This is a genomic window from Variovorax sp. PEI5 (genome assembly GCF_056679935.1).
In genome coordinates, this window is record NZ_CM155257.1 from 1599120 (window position 1) to 1616755 (window position 17636).

Annotated in this window: 13 protein-coding genes; 12 read left to right on the forward strand and 1 reads right to left on the reverse strand. The window is 71.0% G+C overall.

The window, feature by feature from the left end; all coding sequences use genetic code 11:
- Nucleotide 1 precedes the first annotated feature (1 nt).
- The 7 genes from AC1MLT_RS07340 (at nucleotide 2) to prpR (ending at nucleotide 9010) form a co-directional block, all read left to right on the forward strand.
- On the forward strand, nucleotides 2–1522 hold the full coding sequence (locus AC1MLT_RS07340) for a tripartite tricarboxylate transporter permease (RefSeq protein ID WP_481034718.1): 1521 nt from the start codon (nucleotides 2–4) through the stop codon (nucleotides 1520–1522).
- A gap of 3 nt (nucleotides 1523–1525) precedes the next feature.
- Entirely contained in the window at nucleotides 1526–2566 is a 1041-nt protein-coding gene (locus AC1MLT_RS07345) for a tripartite tricarboxylate transporter substrate binding protein (RefSeq protein ID WP_481034720.1), read from the forward strand.
- A gap of 52 nt (nucleotides 2567–2618) precedes the next feature.
- Nucleotides 2619–4604 (forward strand): oxidoreductase, encoded by a 1986-nt coding sequence (locus AC1MLT_RS07350; protein ID WP_481034721.1) that lies wholly within the window; start codon nucleotides 2619–2621, stop codon nucleotides 4602–4604.
- Between the two features lie 84 nt (nucleotides 4605–4688).
- The gene (locus AC1MLT_RS07355) at nucleotides 4689–5117 is read left to right on the forward strand and encodes a GlcG/HbpS family heme-binding protein (RefSeq protein ID WP_481034723.1); all 429 of its coding nucleotides are present in this window, start codon (nucleotides 4689–4691) and stop codon (nucleotides 5115–5117) included.
- A gap of 30 nt (nucleotides 5118–5147) precedes the next feature.
- Complete coding sequence (locus tag AC1MLT_RS07360) at nucleotides 5148–5915, forward strand: glutaredoxin domain-containing protein (protein ID WP_481034724.1); 768 nt, start codon at nucleotides 5148–5150, stop codon at nucleotides 5913–5915.
- Nucleotides 5916–5964: 49 nt separating this feature from the next.
- Complete coding sequence (locus AC1MLT_RS07365; protein ID WP_481034725.1) at nucleotides 5965–6942, forward strand: Bug family tripartite tricarboxylate transporter substrate binding protein; 978 nt, start codon at nucleotides 5965–5967, stop codon at nucleotides 6940–6942.
- Between the two features lie 124 nt (nucleotides 6943–7066).
- Nucleotides 7067–9010: a propionate catabolism operon regulatory protein PrpR gene (prpR, locus tag AC1MLT_RS07370; RefSeq protein ID WP_481034726.1), complete on the forward strand. Its 1944-nt coding sequence runs from the start codon at nucleotides 7067–7069 to the stop codon at nucleotides 9008–9010.
- Nucleotides 9011–9049: 39 nt separating this feature from the next.
- On the opposite strand, the gene AC1MLT_RS07375 is transcribed toward prpR, so the two are convergent.
- Entirely contained in the window at nucleotides 9050–10111 is a 1062-nt protein-coding gene (locus tag AC1MLT_RS07375; RefSeq protein WP_481034727.1) for an aldo/keto reductase, read from the reverse strand.
- 147 nt (nucleotides 10112–10258) lie between these two features.
- Between AC1MLT_RS07375 and AC1MLT_RS07380 the strand changes: the two genes are divergently transcribed.
- The 5 genes from AC1MLT_RS07380 to AC1MLT_RS07400 all read left to right on the forward strand — a co-directional run bounded on the left by AC1MLT_RS07380 (nucleotide 10259) and on the right by AC1MLT_RS07400 (nucleotide 17620).
- Nucleotides 10259–11206 carry an alpha/beta fold hydrolase gene (locus AC1MLT_RS07380; protein ID WP_481034729.1) on the forward strand — a complete coding sequence of 316 codons (948 nt, stop codon included), beginning with the start codon at nucleotides 10259–10261 and terminating at the stop codon, nucleotides 11204–11206.
- 148 nt (nucleotides 11207–11354) lie between these two features.
- A complete protein-coding gene (locus tag AC1MLT_RS07385) occupies nucleotides 11355–14924 on the forward strand; it encodes a response regulator (protein ID WP_481034730.1) in 3570 nt (1189 codons plus the stop codon).
- Nucleotides 14921–15757 carry a CheR family methyltransferase gene (locus tag AC1MLT_RS07390; protein ID WP_481034732.1) on the forward strand — a complete coding sequence of 279 codons (837 nt, stop codon included), beginning with the start codon at nucleotides 14921–14923 and terminating at the stop codon, nucleotides 15755–15757. The genes AC1MLT_RS07385 and AC1MLT_RS07390 overlap by 4 nt, the downstream gene beginning before the upstream one ends.
- Entirely contained in the window at nucleotides 15754–16380 is a 627-nt protein-coding gene (locus AC1MLT_RS07395) for a chemotaxis protein CheB (protein ID WP_481034733.1), read from the forward strand. Before AC1MLT_RS07390 ends, AC1MLT_RS07395 begins: the two co-directional genes overlap by 4 nt.
- Entirely contained in the window at nucleotides 16370–17620 is a 1251-nt protein-coding gene (locus AC1MLT_RS07400) for a hybrid sensor histidine kinase/response regulator (protein WP_481034735.1), read from the forward strand. The genes AC1MLT_RS07395 and AC1MLT_RS07400 overlap by 11 nt, the downstream gene beginning before the upstream one ends.
- Nucleotides 17621–17636: the final 16 nt, after the last annotated feature.

The following is a 17636-nucleotide window of genomic DNA, read 5'->3' on the forward strand; positions in this document are numbered from 1 at the left end:
GATGGAGGCGCTGCAGGGACTCCTGGGCGGCCTGAGCGTCATCATGACGCCGGCCAACCTCTACTACTGCTTCATCGGCAGCCTGGTGGGCACCCTCATCGGCGTGCTGCCCGGCATCGGCCCGCTGGCGGCGCTCTCGCTGCTGATGCCGGTGACCTTCACCCTCTCTCCCGTGGCGTCGATCGCCATGCTGGCGGCGATGTTCTATGGCGCCATGTACGGCGGCTCGACCACCTCGATCCTGGTCAACATCCCGGGCGAGGCGGCCTCGGTGGTCACCTGCCTCGACGGCCACCAGATGGCCAGGCGGGGCCGGGCCGGCGCCGCGCTGGGCATGGCCGCCATCGGCTCCTTCATCGCCGGCACGCTCAGCCTGGTCGCGCTGACCTTCTTCTCGCCCCTGCTGGCCGGCGTGGCGCTGCGCTTCGGGCCGCCGGAGTACTGCGCGCTCATGCTGCTGGGGCTGGTCTGCACCGTGCTGATGATCGAGGGCTCGGCCATCAAGGGCGTGATGATGATCGCGCTGGGCTTCGTCTTTGCCTCGATCGGCCTGGACAGCGTCAATGGCACCGAGCGCCTGACCTTCGGCTCGACCGACCTCGCCGGCGGCATCGAGCTGGTGGCGGTGGTGATCGGCCTGTTCGGCGTGTCGGAGGTGCTGATCAACATCGAGCAGCTCGCGCGCAACGAGATCGTCGCCACGCGCATCCGCAACATCCTGCCGACGGTCGAGGACTGGCGGATGTCCTGGAAGCCGATCCTGCGGGGCAGCGGCCTGGGCTTCCTGCTGGGCGTGGTGCCGGGCGGCGGACCGGTGACGGCGTCGTTCATGTCCTATGCGCTCGAGCGGCGCCTGGCCAGCGATCCGGGGCGCTTCGGCCACGGCGCCATCGAAGGCGTGGCCGGGCCCGAGTCGGCCAACAACTCCGCCGTGGCCAGCGGCATGATCCCGCTGCTCACGCTGGGCCTGCCGGGCAACGCGGTGACCGCCCTGCTGATGGGCGCGCTGGTGATCCAGGGCGTGCAGCCGGGGCCGTCCATGATGACCGAGCACGCCGATGTCTTCTGGGGCGTGATCGCCAGCATGTACGTCGGCAACGTGATGCTGCTGGTGCTGAACCTGCCGCTGGTGGGCCTGTGGGTGCAGCTGCTGCGCGTGCCCTACGCCATCCTGTTCCCGGTGATCCTGCTGCTGGCGGTGGTGGGCACCTACTCGACCAACAAGAACTTCTTCGACCTGTGGGTGATGCTGGCCTTCGGCGTGGTGGGCTATGTGCTGCGCAAGTTCCGCTACGAGATGTCGCCGCTGGTCCTGGCGCTGGTGCTGGCGCCCCTGCTGGAGCAGTCGCTGCGGCAGTCGCTGGTGATGTCGCCCGACGGCTTCGGCATCTTCGTCGACCGCCCGCTCACCGTCGGCCTGCTCGCCCTGTCGGCGCTGCTGGTGGGGGCCGTGGCGATCGGCAGGCTGACCCGGCGCCAGCGCCCCGCGCCCCTCGCGCATCCCCAACTCAAGGAGACCTGACCCATGAATTCATCCCTCCCCAGCCGCCGCACGGTGGTGGCCGCCGGCATGGCGGCCGTGCTGACGCTCGGTGGCTGGCCGTCCGCCGAGGCGCAGTCCCCGGATGCGAAGGCGCGCATCGCCCGGCTCAAGCCCAAGGACTATCCGAGCGAGCCGATCGAGGTGAACGTGGTCTACCCCGCGGGCGGTGGCATGGACATCAATGCCCGGCTGGCGGCCAGGTACTTCGAGAAATACACGGGCGCCCAGGCCATCGTCAACAACCGCACCGGCGGCGGCGGACTGGTGGGCCACACCTGGCTGGCCAACCAGGCCGCCGCCGATGGCTACACCGTCGCGGTCATCGCCAACCTGATCTTCGCCGACTCGATGCTGCGCGCCCAGGGCCGCTGGAGCCACGAGAAGCTCGAACCGATCGCCTTCCTCAACAGCGAGGGCATCAGCCTGGTGGTGTCGGCGGACGGCCCCCACAAGGATCGCTCGTTCAAGGACCTGGTCGAGCTGGCGAAGGCCAAGCCGGGCACGATCCGCGTCAGCATCCTGCCGGGCACCATCTTCGAGTACCTGGTCGAGCAGGTCGAGCAGGTCTCGGGAGCCAAGTTCCTGAAGGTGCCGTTCCAGGGCGGGGCGCCCTCCATGACGGCGCTGCTGGGCAACAACGTCGACATCGCGCTGGGCTTCTATGGCGAGATCCGCAGTTTCCTGGACAGCCGCAAGCTGGTGCCGGTGGCGGTCTCGAGCCAGGAGCGCTCGCCCTTCCTGGCCCAGGCGCCGACGCTCAACGAGAGCCTGGGTCGCAGCGACGTCGTCTGGATGGCAACGCGCTGGGTGGCGGTGCCCAGGGGCGTGCCCGCCGATCGCAAGGCCTACCTGACGGCCGGCTTCACCGCCGCCGCGCAGGACCCCGAGCTGCAGGAGGAATTCCGCAAGCTCGGCACCGTGGGCAACACGGCGCTCGACACGCCGGAGAAGCTCACCCGGCAGCTCGGCGAGCTGGTCCGGCTCGAACGCGATTTCTACACCCGGACCGGGCGCCTGAAGTAGGCCCCGCCCGCCTCCGCCCTTCCCTCCTGCCCTCCACTGCGGAACCCCATCCATGGAAGCGACCCCGACGTCGGCCCTGCTGGCGCCCCTCACCCTCTCGGGCCGGCGCCTGCGCAACCGCGTGGCCCACACCTCCATGAGCACCTACATGGCCAAGGACGGACGGACGACCGAGCGCCTCGTGCGCTACTACGCCAACCGGGCCGAGGGCGGCGCGGCGCTCATCGTCACCGAGCCGATCTCCATGGCCCGGCGGCAGACCGCGTGGAGCCGCCCCCGCATCTACGACGACACCCAGCTGGACGACTTCAAGCGCTGGGCCGATGCCGTCGAGAGCCACGACTGCCGCCTGCTGGGGCAGATCCAGGATGGCGGCCGGGCACGCCACGAGGTCGGCCGCACGTTCACGGCCATCGGTCCGTCGCGCCTGCCCGACGACCTCAGTTGGTCGATGCCGCATGCGCTCGAGCCGGGCGAGATCCGGGGCCTGATCGAGGAGTTCGCGCTGTCGTCGCAGCGGCTGCGGCACTGCGGCTTCAGCGGCGTCGAGCTGTCCTGCGCCCACGGGCACCTGTTCCACCAGTTCTTCTCGCCCTGGGCCAACATCCGGGAGGACGACTATGGCGGCAGCTGGGAGAACCGCGTGCGCTTCGTGGCGGAGCTGGTCGGCGCGATCCGCGCGCTCTGCGGAGCCGACTTCATCATCGGCCTGAAGCTGCCGGGCGACGATGGCGTGCCGGGCAGCATCGGCCCGGCGGAGGCGGCCATCGTCGCCGGACTGCTGACGCGATCGAAGGAGGCCAGCTATGTCTGCTTCGCCCAGGGCGCGCATGCGAAGTCGCTCGAGATGCACGTGCCCGACCGCTTCGGTCCGGCCGTCCCCTACCTTGACCTGCTGCGCGAACTCAAGTCGTCGGTCAACGGCGTGCCCTTGATGGCGCTCGGCCGCATCACCGATCCGGCCGAGGCCGAAGGCATCCTGCAGCGCGGCGAGGCCGAGCTCATCGGCCTGGGACGCACCCTGCTGGCCGATCCGGCCTGGCTGCCCAAGGCGGTCGCGGGGCGCACCAACGACATCCGCTACTGCGTCTCCTGCAACACGTGCTGGGACACCATCATCACGCACAACCTGCCCCTGGCCTGCATCAACAACCCGAGGGTGGCGATGGAGCACGAGGTCGATTTCCGGCCCCGGCGCACGGCCCATCCGCGGCGCGTGGTCGTGGTGGGCACCGGCGTCGCGGGGCTGGAGGCCGCCTGGGTGGCGGCGGGGCGCGGCCACGAGGTCATCGTGCTGGGTCGCGCGTCGGAGGTCGGCGGCAAGGCGCGCCTGCGCGCGCGGCTGCCCGGCGGGGAGACCATCACCAGCGTGTACGACTACCAGTTCGTGCAGGCCCAGAAGTGGGGCGTGCGCTTCGTGCTGGGCGCCGAGGCCGATGCCGACGCCGTCGCCGCCTGGGCCCCCGACATCGTGGTGCTGGCGACGGGCGCCGAGATGTACGTCCCGCAGTGGATCCCGCCCGACATCGCGCAGCTGCGGCTGGTGCCCGATTTCCAGGCCGCCCTGTGGGAGCTGGTACGCCATCGGGCCCGCCAGCCCGGCACCGCCGTGGTCTACGACATGGACCACACCGAGGGCACCTATGCCGGCATCGAGCTGCTGGGTCGCCTGTTCGAACGCACCGTGGTGCTGACGCCGCGCGAGGGCATCACGCGCGAGGTCTCGGTCGTGGCGCGCCAGGGCATCCTGCGCCGCTTCTCGCACCTGCCGATCGAGGTCGTCGCCTCGTCCGAGCCGGTGTGGAGCGAGAGCTTCGAGTCGGGAGCGCTCGAATACCGCGACATCCACAGCGATCGCCGCGCCACCATCGCCGACACGGCCTTCCTGTCGTTCTCCACGCCGCGCGTTCCCGATGTGTCGCTCGCCGCCCCGCTGCGTGCCCGCGGCTTCGACGTGCGCCTGGTGGGCGACGCGCGCACCGCCCGCAACGTGCTGGCCGCGACGGCCGACGGGCACGAGCTCGGCCACGCGATCTGAACGGCCGCCGCATCGCGCCCCGATCAACCCACCCACCCACCCACCCACCCACCCACCACCCATCCACGAGGTTCGACGACCGCCATGTCCAGCATCCAGATTTCGACCATCGACGCGCAGACCGCGCTCGCCGCCATCCAGGGCGCCACCGCCAAGGCGGCGGCGTTGAAGCTCGCCATGAGCATCGCCGTGACCGACGGGTCGGGCCAGCTCAAGGCCTTCCTGCGGATGGACGGCGCCTCGCTGATCTCGCTGCAGATCGCCCAGGACAAGGCCTACACCTCGTCGGCGACCGGCCTGCCGACCCACCTGTGGCACGACTACATCAAGGACGACGCCCCGCTGCTGCACGGCATCGTGCACACGCCGCGCTTCGTGATCTTCGGCGGCGGTTTCCCGATCAAGGAGAACGGCCAGGTCATCGGCGCCATCGGCCTGAGCGGCGGCCACTACTCGCAGGACATGCAGTGCGCGGAAGCGGCCCTGGCGGCCATCGGCGCCTCGACGACCTGACTTTCCACACCCCGTGAAAGGACCCACCGCATGACCACGTCCGCGCCCGCCCGCATCAAGGTCTTCTGGCAGCCCGGCTGCTCGTCGTGCCTGCGCACCAAGGAATTCCTGACCAAGCAGGGCATCGACTTCGAATCGATCGACGTCCACAACGACCCCGAGGGCATGGCGCAGCTGCGTGCCCTGGGCGCGCGCAGCGTGCCGGTGGTCGCCCTGGGCGACAGGTACACGCTCTGCCAGTCGTTCGGCGACGTGGTGAAGTTCCTCGACCTCAAGACCCGGCTGATGGATGCGCTGCCGCCCGAGGCCCTCGTCGGCAAGCTCGAACTGGTGCTGGACGCGGCGGCGCGCTACGTGCGGCAGTTCCCGCCCGGCGCCCTCCGGGAGGAGTTCCGCAACCGCAAGCGCACGCCGGCGAGCACCGCCTTCCACGTCTTCCGCGTCGCCGAGATGGGCCTGCAGGCGGCCCAGCAGATCGACCTGATGTTCGAGGGCTTCAACGACCTGCCGCCGCAGGACTGGGATGCCGCCGACATCGCCTCCTGGGGCCTGAAGGTGCGCGACCGCATCCTGGCCTGGTGGGCGCAGGAGAGCGACCGCACGCTGCGCTACACCGTTCCCACCTACTACGGGCGGCGGACCATGCACGACGTGCTGGAGCGCACGGCCTGGCACGCGGCGCAGCACACCCGGCAGCTGATCCTGATGCTGGAGAGCCATGGCGTCGTCGCCGACCGGCCGCTGACCGCCGAGGACCTGGCCGGACTGCCCGTCCCCGACGAGGTCTGGGACCGCTGAGCGCACGGGCCGCGCCCCACCTCCCCACCACCCAAACGGAGACATCCCCATGACCGACCGCAGAACCTTCGGCGCCGCGCTGGCCGCCTCGCTGCTCGGCGCGACGGCGCCCGCGTGGGCGCAGGGCGCCGCCTACCCCCACCGGCCGATCCGCATCGTGGTGCCGTTCGCGCCGGGCGGCGGCGGCGACGCGGTGGTCCGCTCCATCGTCGAGCGGCTGGGCGAGCGCCTGGGCACGCAGGTGATCATCGAGAACCGGCCCGGCGCCTCGGGCTACATCGGCGCCCAGGTCGTCACCAGCGCCGCGCCGGACGGCTACACGCTCCTGATGGGCTTCGACGGCTCGCTGGTGGTCGCGCCCCACCTGATCAAGGCGCCGTTCGACACCGCGGTCGATTTCGCGCCGGTCACCAAGCTCAACGACGCGGCCTTGGTGATCGCGGTGCATCCGTCGCTCAACGCGAAGACGGTCAAGGACCTGATCGAGATCTCGAAGCACCGGCCCGGCGGGCTGGAGTTCGGCTCGGCGGGCGCCGGCACCACGACCCACCTGGCCGGCGAACTGCTGGCCCTGCGCTCGGGCATGAAGGCCAAGCACATCCCGTACAAGGGCGGCGGCCAGGCCGTCGTCGACGTGGCGAGCGGGCAGCTGCCGATGATCATCACCGTGGTGCCGACGCTGGCGCCCTTCATCCGCGACGGCCGCCTGACCGCCATCGCCGTCACCGGCGCCCGGCGGGCGGCGATCCTGCCGGACGTCCCGACCCTGGCGGAAGCCGGCGTGCCCGATGTCGACGTCACCTCCTGGTACGGCATACTGGCCCCGGCCCGGACGCCCCAGCCCATCGTCGAGCGGCTGCAGAAGGACATCGCCGCCGTGCTTCAGCTGCCCGAGATCCGGGAGCGCTACCTCAAGGGCGGCTTCGAGCCGGTGGGCAACACCCCGGAGGAATTCGCGCGCCAGATCGCCGCCGACCACACCCGCTGGGGCCGGGTCGTGAGGGAAGCGGACATCCGGCTCGAATGACGCGGCACGGCGCGACCCGGCCCTGCGGGATGGGCCCGAGCCCCGGCGCGGACCATCGCTTCGATAATCCGGTCGCACGCGCCATCCACGAACCCGGCGATCGACCGTGCCCCCACCGTTCCCGATGACCATCCGCCCCCGCCTTCCGATCCTGCCGCGCCTGTGCTTCGTGAGCTACCGGCACATCCGGGAGCTGGCCGTGCCGGTGATGGCGGAGTACGCGCACCGCGCGCGGATCGAGGTCATCGACGCCACCTTCCACCACGCGGTGGCGGTGGCGCAGGACCGGTGGCGCCGGGGCCAGGTCGACGCCATCGTCAGCGCCGGCTCGAACGCCAGCATCCTGCGCGCCGGCGTCTCCATCCCGGTGGCGACGATCCAGCTGACCGGCTTCGACATCCTGCAGGCGCTGATCAAGGCGCGGCGGTCCTCCGACCGGGTGGGCCTGGTCATGTATGGCGAGACCATCCCGGAGCTGGAGTCGATCAAGGACCTGCTGAACATCGAGATCGCGCAGTACGCCTACCAGACGCCCGACGACGCGCGGCAGAAGTTCGAGCAGCTGCGCGAGGGCGGCTTCCGGGTCATCGTCGGTTCGAGCCTGGTGGTCGAGCTGGCCGAGGAAGCCGGGCTGCACGGCATCCTGGCCTATTCGCTGAGCAGCATCCGCCGGGGCTTCGAGGACGCCATCGAGCTCGCGCGCGTGACCCGGCTGGAGGCGGGCCGCTACGAGCAGCTCAACAGCGTGCTGGGCAACCTGCAGGAGGCCGTGCTGGCCGTCGACGGCGACCACCGGATCATCGCCGTCAACCCGCCGATGGAGCGGCTGCTCAAGCGCCGCCAGCCCGATCTGCTGGGCCAGTTCCTGGAGGAGATCGAGCCGCAGCTGTCGCTGCAGTCGACCTTGGAGACCGGGACCCAGGAGCGGGCGGCCGTGCGGCAGTTCGCCCAGAGCGACTGGATCATGCATCGCACGCCGATCCGCGAGCGCGGCGAGATCGTCGGCGCCGCGCTCACGCTGTACGACGCCCGCGTCATCCACGAGGCCGACACCAGCCTGCGCATCCAGCAGCGCCGCCGGCAGAGCACGGCGCGCCACAGCTTCACCAGCATGGTGGGCGAGAGCCCCTGCTTCCTGAAGGCCATCGCATCGGCGCGCCGGTTCGCGCGCACCGACCTCACCGTGCTGATCTCCGGCGAGAGCGGCGTCGGCAAGGAACTGTTCGCGCAGGCCATCCACAACGAGAGCGACCGCGCCGGCCAGCCCTTCGTGGCGGTGAACTGCGCGGCCTTCCCGGAGACCCTGCTGGAGAGCGAGCTGTTCGGCTACGAGGAAGGCGCGTTCACCGGCGCGCGCCGCGGCGGCAAGCGCGGTCTGTTCGAGACCGCGCACACCGGCACGCTGTTCCTCGACGAGATCGGCGACATGCCGTTGGCCCTGCAGTCGCGCCTGCTGCGCGTGCTGCAGGAGCGCGAGATCACCCGCCTGGGCGCCACCGCCTCGATCCCGGTCGACGTGCGCGTGATCGTCGCCACCCACCAGCCGCTGGACCGGATGATCCACGAGGGCCGCTTCCGGCGCGACCTCTACTACCGCATCAACATCCTGCGCCTGCCGGTGCCGCCGCTGCGCGAGCGCCACGAGGACATCGCATTGCTGGCGGGCGTGCTGCTGTCGCGCTGCCTCGCGCGCCATCGCTGCGGCGCGAGCGCGGCCCGCGCCCTGGCCCCGCTGCTGCCCGATCTCCAGCGCTACGCGTGGCCCGGCAACATCCGCGAGCTCGAGAACATCGTCGAGCGCATCGGCGTGACCCTGCTGCAGACCGACGCGGGCGACGCCGCCGATGCCGATGCCGACCTGCGGCACATCTGCCCGGAGATCTTCGACGCGCCGGCCGCCGACGGATCATCGCCGGCGACGTCCGGCCCCGCCGAGCCCAGCATGGCCGAGCAGGTCCAGGCCGCCATGGCGGCGGCGGGCGGCCGTCGCCACGAGGCCGCCCGCCGCCTGGGCGTCAGCCGCTCCACGCTCTGGCGCTGGCTCAAGAGCCTGGAGCCGGAGCGCTGAGGGCCGACCCGCGCACCGGCTTCGATGCCGGCGCCGGGCTCAGTTGGCCGGGTCGCGCAGCTCCCAGCGGATGCGGTCGATCTCCGCCAGCAGGTCCGCCGACAGCGAGGTGCCCCACGCGGCCACGTCCTCGTCGAGCTGCGCCACCGACGTCACCCCGATGATGGTGCTGGCCACCTGCCACTTGGTGTAGCAGAACGCCAGCGCCAGCTGCGTCGGCGTCAGGCCGTGCTCGCGCGCGAGCCGGTTGTAGCGCCGCGCCGCCGCCAGCGCGTCGGGCCGGCCCCAGCGCTGCTTGCGCACCGACTCGTAGCTGGCGATACGCGCACCCCTGGGCGCGTCGGGCCCGTCGATGCCGCTGGCGTCGTACTTGCCCGTCAGCAGGCCGAAGCCGAGCGGCGAATACGCCAGCAGCGAGACGCCCAGGCGGTGCATCGTCTCGTCCAGCCCGTTCTCCAGCGCACGGCTGATCAGGCAGTACACGTTCTGCACCGACGCCACGCGCGGCAGGCCGTGCTGCTCGGCCAGGCGGACGAACTCGTGCACGCCATAGGGCGTCTCGTTGGACAGGCCGATGTGGCGCACCTTGCCGGCCTTGACCAGGCCGCCGAGCGCCTCGAGCTGCTCGTGGATCGGCGTGGCGGAAGTCTCCTTGGCCGGGTCGTAGTAGAGCGCGCCGAAGGCCGGCACGTGGCGCTCGGGCCAGTGGATCTGGTAGAGGTCGATGACATCGGTCTGCAGGCGGCGCAGGCTGGCCTCGCACGAGGCGACGATGTCGGCGGCGGTCATGCCCGCGCCGGAGCGCACCCACGGCATGCCGCGCGACGGCCCGGCGACCTTGGTGGCCAGGGTGAGCCGGCGCCGCGCATCGGGACGGCTGGCGAACCAGCGGCCGATGATGGTTTCGGTGGCGCCGTAGGTGGCCTCGCGCGCGGGCACGGCATACATCTCGGCGGTGTCGATGAAGTCGATGCCGTGCTCGAGCGCGCGGTCGAGGATGGCGTGGGCGGTGGCCTCGTCGACCTGCTCGCCGAAGGTCATGGTGCCGAGGCAGATGGGACTGACGTGCAGATCGCTCTGCCCGAGTTGGATGCGTTGCATGGTGGTGGCGGCCGTGACCGGGCGCGGCCGCGATGGAAGAGGAACAGGAGAAACACTCTAACGCGCTCCACGCTCGACGCTCCACGCTCCGAACCCTCGCGCCCGCACGCGCAACGGCCCGCCTGCCATCTTCCTATCATCTGCGTCATGTACGAACCCCGCCATGCCTCCCGCAGCGAGACCGTGTCCGTGCGCGGCCTCCCCTATCACGTCCGGCTCTGGGGCGAGCCGTCGGCCGACCAGCCGCCGCTGGTGCTGCTGCATGGCTGGATGGATGTCTCGGCCTCGTGGCAGTTCGTGGTGGACCAGCTGGCGACGTCGCGTTTCGTCGTCGCGCCGGACTGGCGCGGCTTCGGCCGCACGCCCGGGAGCCCGGGCGGCCCGGTCGACGGCTACTGGATGCCCGACTACCTGGCCGATCTCGAATGGCTGCTCGACCACTACGCGGGCGCGACACCGGTCGACCTGGTGGGCCACAGCATGGGCGGCAATCTGGCGATGCAGTACGCCGGCGTGCGCCCGGCCCGCATCCGGCGGCTGGTGAACCTGGAGGGCTTCGGGATGCCGGCCCTGGCGCCGACCGAGGCGCCCGCGCGCTATGCCGACTGGATCGACCAGCAGAAGCGCCTGCATCGCGGCGAGATGGCGCTGCAGACCTACGACGGCCCCGAGGGCGTGGCGCGGCGCCTGATGAAGACCAATCCCCGGATCGCGCCGGACAAGGCGCGCTGGCTGGCGCGCCACTGGGCGGCACCGGTCGCCGACGGCGCCAGCGACGGGACGGGCGATGGCGCGCGCTGGGCCATCCTGGGCGATGCCGCCCACAAGGTGGTCAATGCCCACATCTATCGCGCCGACGAGGCCGTCGCGCTGTATGCGTGCATCGCCGCGCCGGTGCTGGCCGTGGAGGCGGCCGACGACAGCTTCGCGCGCTGGAAGGGCCGCTACACGCGCGCCGAATACCGCGCGCGCCTGGCCTCGGTCCCCGATGCGCGCATCGAGGTGGTGGCGGATGCCGGCCACATGCTGCACCACGACCAGCCCCTGCGGGTCGCCCGGCTGATCGAGGAGTTCCTGTCCCGGGCGCCGATCTGAGCGCCTCGGCCCCCTCCCCCCGCGTCCGGCGGCGCGGGGCCGGTGCCGCTCCGTGGCGCCGTGGCGCACCTCGCGTTCTCTTCCGACAGGCCCACGCGTTCGCTCCCTGGCAGACTCGGCAGTTTTTGCCGTCACGCGCCATGCATCCATGAACAAGACCGACCCCGTCATCGATCCGCGCGCCTTCGAACGTCTGCTGTCGCGCAATGTCAAGCTGCCGCTGTTGGGCGGCCTGTTCGGCGCGGTGCTGTTCGTCTCGCTGATCGTCTACCTGCTGTCGGTCATCGGCTGGGTCGAGCACACCGATCGCGTCACGCACAACGTGAGCGAGGCGCAGCGCCTGAGCGTGGACCTGGAGACCGGCATGCGCGGCTATGTCATCACCGGCGAGGAGAGCTTCCTGTCGCCCTACGACAGCGCCCAGCCGCAGATCGCCAAGAGCCTGGCCATGGTGCGCGAGCTGGTCAAGGACAACCCCGCGCAGGCCGAGCGCATCGACCGCATCGCGACGCTGCAGGCGGCCTGGAACCAGTACGCCAGCGAGGTCATCGCCCTGCGCCGCAGCGGCGGCGACTACCTCAGCGCCATGCGCCGCGGCCAGGGCAAGCGCCTGACCGACGCCATGCGCACCGACTATGCCGACGTCATGCGGGTCGAGCAGTCGCTGCGCTTCGAGCGCAACCAGCAGGCCAACAACACCAGCATCGCGGTCATCGGCCTGTTCCTGCTGTTCACGCTGACGGCCACCGGCCTGCTGGCGTATTTCGGCAGGCGCCAGCTGCTGCAGCTGTCGCAGGACTATGGCCGGACGCTGGCCCGCCAGGAGGCGGCGGCGAACCAGCTGGCCGAACAGGCCTGGGTGCGCAGCCGCCAGACCGAACTCGCCGGCCGCCTGGTGGGCGAGCTGGGGCTGCGCGACGTCGGCGCGCAGGTGCTCGACTTCTTCGCCCGGCACATCGACAGCACGGTCGGCGCGGTGTATGTGCGGGACCACACGGGCAACCTGGACCGCGTCGCGAGCTATGGCTTCTCGCGCGAGGCCGAAGCCGCGTCCCAGCGCCTCGGCGCCAACCAGGGCCTGGTCGGGCAGGCGGCCACGGGCGGGCGGCTGATGCGCGCCGAGCCGCTCTCGGCCGACTACCTCAAGGTCAATTCCGGCCTGGGCAGCATGACGCCGGCGGCGCTGGTGCTGCTGCCGGTGGCGGCCGACGGGCATGTCAACGGCGTCGTCGAGCTGGGTCTGCTGGCGACGCCCGACGAGCGCGCGACGCAATTGCTGGAACTGGTGGCCGACGACATCGCCAACGCCATCGCCGCCGCGCGCTACCGCGAGCAGCTCCAGGAAGTGCTGGCCGAGACCCAGCAGCTCAACGAGGAACTGCAGGTCCAGCAGGAGGAGCTGCGCACCTCCAACGAGGAACTGGAGGAGCAGTCGCGCGCCCTGCGCGAATCGCAGGCGACGCTGGAGAACCAGCAGGCCGAACTGGAGCAGACCAACGACCAGCTGGCCGAGCGCACCGAGGCACTCGACCTGCGCAACGCCGCCCTGCGCCGCGTGCAGGCCGACCTGGAGGACCGCGCGCGCGAACTGCAGCGCGCGAGCCGCTACAAGTCGGAGTTCCTGGCCAACATGTCGCACGAGTTGCGCACGCCGCTCAACAGCGCGCTCATCCTGTCGAAGCTGCTGGTCGACAACCCGCAGGGCAACCTGACGCCCGAGCAGGTGCGCTTCGCGCAGTCGATCCATTCGTCGGGCAACGACCTGCTGGAGCTCATCAACGACATCCTCGACATCGCCAAGGTCGAGTCCGGCAAGCTCGACATCGTCACCGAGACGATGCCGCTGGCGACGCTGGCGGACGGCCTGTCGATGACCTTCACGCCGCTGGCCAACCAGAAGCAGCTGGACTTCCGGGTCGAGATGGCGCCGGACGCGCCGGCCACGCTGCTGACCGACCGCCACCGGGTCGAGCAGATCTTGAAGAACCTGCTGGCCAACGCGATCAAGTTCACGGAGAGCGGATCGGTCACGCTGCAGGTCTCGGGCCTGCCCGGGGGTGGCGCGGCCTTCGCCATCACCGACTCGGGCATCGGCATCGCGCCCGACCAGCAGGAGATCATCTTCGAGGCCTTCCGCCAGGCCGATGGCACGACCAGCCGGCGCTATGGCGGCACCGGCCTGGGCCTGTCGATCTCGCGCGACCTCACGCGGCTGCTCGGCGGCACGCTCGGCGTGCGCAGCGCGCCCGGCGCGGGCAGCACCTTCACGCTGAGCCTGCCGGCCGCCGCGCCGCAGGCGGCGGCTGCGGCACCGGCGGCGGGCGGCGCCGCCCCGGTCGCGATGCCGGTGGCCTATGGCGTCGCGAACGCCGGCGCCCTGGCGCGCCCGGCGCCCTCGCTCCCGCCGCGCGCCGCCCCGGCGAGCGCGTCCGCGATGCCGCCGCCCGCGGATGCCGGCGACGCGGCCCCGGCGCGGGGGACGGCGGCCCCCGCCCTGCCCTTCGCCGACGACCGGCTGTCGACGCGCACCGACGGCCGGCGCGTGCTGGTGATCGAGGACGAGCCGCAGTTCGCCCACATCCTCTACGACCTCGCGCACGAGCTCGGCTACCGCTGCCTGGTGGCGCACGGCGCGCACGACGGCTTCGACCTGGCCGTGCAGTTCCTGCCCGATGCCGTCCTGCTCGACATGCGCCTGCCCGACGCGCCCGGCCTGAGCGTGCTGCAGCGCCTGAAGGACGAGCCGCGCACGCGCCACATCCCGGTCCACGTGATCTCCGGCACCGACCACGTCGAGACCGCGCTGCACATGGGCGCGATCGGCTACGCCATGAAGCCGGCCTCGCGCGAGCAGCTGCGCCAGGTGTTCGACAAGTTCGAGGAGAAGCTGACGCAGAAGCTCAAGTCGGTCCTGCTGGTCGAGGACGACGCCCTCCAGCGCGAGGCCGTGACGCGGCTGATCGGCGACGACGACGTCGCCATCACGGCCGTCGAATCGGGCGAGGAAGCCATGGCGCTGCTGCACGAGCGCGTCTTCGACGTCATGATCACCGACCTGCGCCTGCCCGACATGCAGGGCAGCGACCTGCTCAAGCGCATGTCGAGCGAGGACATCTGTTCCTTCCCGCCGGTGATCGTCTACACCGGGCGCAACCTCACGCGCGACGAGGAGGCCGAGCTGATGCGCTATTCGCGCTCCATCATCATCAAGGGCGCGCGCTCGCCGGAGCGCCTGCTCGACGAGGTGACGCTGTTCCTGCACAAGGTGGAAGCCGACATGACCAGCGAGCGGCGCACCATGCTGCGCACCGCGCGCGGGCGCGATCGCGTCTTCGAGGGCCGGCGCGTGCTGCTGGTGGACGACGACGTGCGCAACATCTTCGCGCTCACCAGCGCCCTGGAGCAGCGCGGCGCCATCGTGGAGATCGGCCGCAACGGCCGCGAGGCGCTGGAGAAACTCGACCGCGTGGCCGACATCGACCTGGTGCTGATGGACGTCATGATGCCGGAGATGGACGGCCTGGAGGCCACGCGCCGCCTGCGCCAGGACCCGCGCTTCGCCAAGCTGCCGGTGATCACGATCACCGCCAAGGCGATGAAGGACGACCAGGAGCAGTGCCTGGCCGCCGGCGCCAGCGACTACCTCGCCAAGCCGGTCGATCTCGACCGCCTGTTCTCGCTGATGCGCGTCTGGATGCCGCGCCTGGAGCGCCTGTGACGCGACCCGCGACCCCCCCGTCGGCCGGCGAGATCGAGCTGCGGCTGCTGATGGAGGCGATCTACCTGCGCTACAGCTACGACTTCCGCGACTACACCGGCGCCTCCCAGAAGCGGCGCGTGGCGCACGCGCTGACCCAGTTCGGCCTCGCCAGCATCTCCGAGCTGCAGGACCGCGTGCTGCGCGACCCGGCGGTGTTCGCGCAGCTGCTGCAGTTCCTGACCATCCCGGTCAGCGAGATGTTCCGCGATCCGGCCTACTTCCTGGCGCTGCGCCGGCAGGTGCTGCCGGTGCTGGAGACCTATCCGTCGATCAAGATCTGGATCGCCGGCTGCAGCACCGGCGAGGAGGCCTACTCCATGGCCATCATGCTGCGCGAGGAAGGCCTGCTGCAGCGCGCGCAGATCTACGCCACCGACATCAATCCGGTCTCGCTGGAGAAGGCGCGCCAGGGCATCTTCCCGCTGGAGGCGGTGCGCGGCTACACCACCAACTACCAGCAGTCGGGCGGACGGCGGGCGTTCTCCGACTACTACACCGCCGCCTACGACGCGGCCCGCTTCGACCCCTCGCTGTGCGCCGACGTGATCTTCGCCGACCACAGCCTGGCCACCGACAGCGTGTTCGCCGAGACGCAGCTGGTGTCGTGCCGCAACGTGCTGATCTATTTCAACCGCACGCTGCAGGACCGGGCGCTGGGGCTGTTCCACGAATCGCTGTGCCACCGCGGCTTCCTCGGCCTGGGTTCCAAGGAGAGCATCGACTTCTCCGGCTATGCCGCCCGCTTCGACCCGCTCGCGCGGGCCGAGCGCATCTACCGCAAGGCGTCATGACCGACGCGGTGGTCCCCAGGCTGCCGCCGCGCGCCGCACTGGCGCGCCGGCGCGTCGAAGCGGTGGTCATCGGCGCCTCGGCCGGCGGCGTCGAGGCCTTGCTGACGCTGCTGGGTGGCCTGCCGGCCTCGTGGCGGCTGCCGGTGGTGGTGGTGGTGCACCTGCCCGAGCATCGCGAGAGCCTGCTGGCGCGGGTGTTCGCCCAGCGCCTGGACGTGCGGGTGCTCGAGGCCGCCGACAAGGCGCCGGTCGAGCCCGCCACGGTGTATTTCGCGCCGTCGAGCTATCACCTGTCGATCGAGCGCGAACGTTTCTTCTCGCTGAGCTGCGAGCCGCCGGTGCTGTGGTCGCGCCCGTCGATCGACGTGCTGATGGAATCCGCCGCCGATGCCTATGGCGGCGCGCTCGCGGGCTTCCTGCTGACCGGCGCCAACCAGGATGGCGCCGAAGGCCTGCTGCGCATCCACCAGGCCGGCGGCTTCACCGCCGTGCAAGACCCCGCGGATGCCGAGGTCGATACCATGCCCCGTGCGGCCCTCGGCCGCCACGCGCCGGATGCCGTGCTGCCGCTTCGCGGCCTGCGCGATCTGCTCGTGCAACTGGACCCATTTCATGCCGATTGATGTCGAGAGCAAACTGCTGATCGTCGACGACCTGCCCGACAACCTGCTCGCGCTCGAAGCGCTCGTGCGCGGCCCGGAACGCCGCGTCTTCCAGGCCACCTCCGCCGACGACGCGCTGGCGCTGATGCTCGACCACGAGTTCGCGATCGCCATCCTCGACGTGCAGATGCCCGTCATGAACGGCTTCGAGCTGGCCGAGATGATGCGCAGCACCGAGCGCACGCGCCACATCCCGATCATCTTCGTCAGCGCCGCCGGGCGCGAGCTCAACTATGCGTTCCGCGGCTACGAGAGCGGCGCGGTGGACTTCCTGCAGAAGCCGCTCGATGCGCAGGTGGTGCGCAGCAAGGTCAGCGTCTTCGTCGACCTGCACCGCCACCGCAAGGCGCTGCGCCACGAGATGGAGGCGCTGGCCGCCTCCCACCGCGAGCAGGACGCGCTGGTGCAGCAGCTGCAGGCGACCCAGGCCGAACTCCAGCGCGCCGTGCGCATGCGCGACGACTTCATGTCGATGGTCTCGCACGAACTGCGCACCCCGCTCAACACGCTCTACCTGGAGACGCAGGTGCGCAAGATGCACCTCGCGCGCGGCAACCTCGCGCCCTTCGCGCCCGAGAACCTGCCGGCCATGATCGAGCGCGACCAGCGCCAGATCCAGAACATGGTGCGCCTGATCGACGACATGCTCGACGTCACGCGGCTGCGCCAGGGCGCGCTGTCGATCCGGCCCAAGCCCTTCGACCTGGCCGCGATGGCGCGCCGCGTGGTCGAGAGCCTGGCCAACCAGGGCGAGGCGGTCGGCTCGACGCTCGACCTGCACGCGCCCGCCGAGGTGCCCGGCGTCTGGGACGAGTTCCGCATCGAGCAGGTGCTCACCAATCTCCTGACCAACGCCCTGCGTTATGGGGGCGGCCGGCCCGTGGCGATCGAGGTGACGGGCCTGGGCGCGGATCGCGCCCGCATGACCGTGCGCGATCGCGGCATCGGCATCGCGCCGCAGGACCAGGCGCGCATCTTCGAGCAGTTCGAGCGCACCGACGACAGCCGCAAGCACGCCGCCGGCCTCGGCCTGGGGCTCTACATCACGCGCGAGATCGTGCGCGCCCACGGCGGCGACATCGGCGTGGAGAGCCAGCCGGGCCAGGGCTCGTGCTTCACCGTGGCGCTGCCGACGCGACCCCTGGCCGAGTCGCCGCCGGCGCCGATACCGCACCACGTCGCGCCGGATGCGCGGGCATGAGAAAATGTCGGGTTCA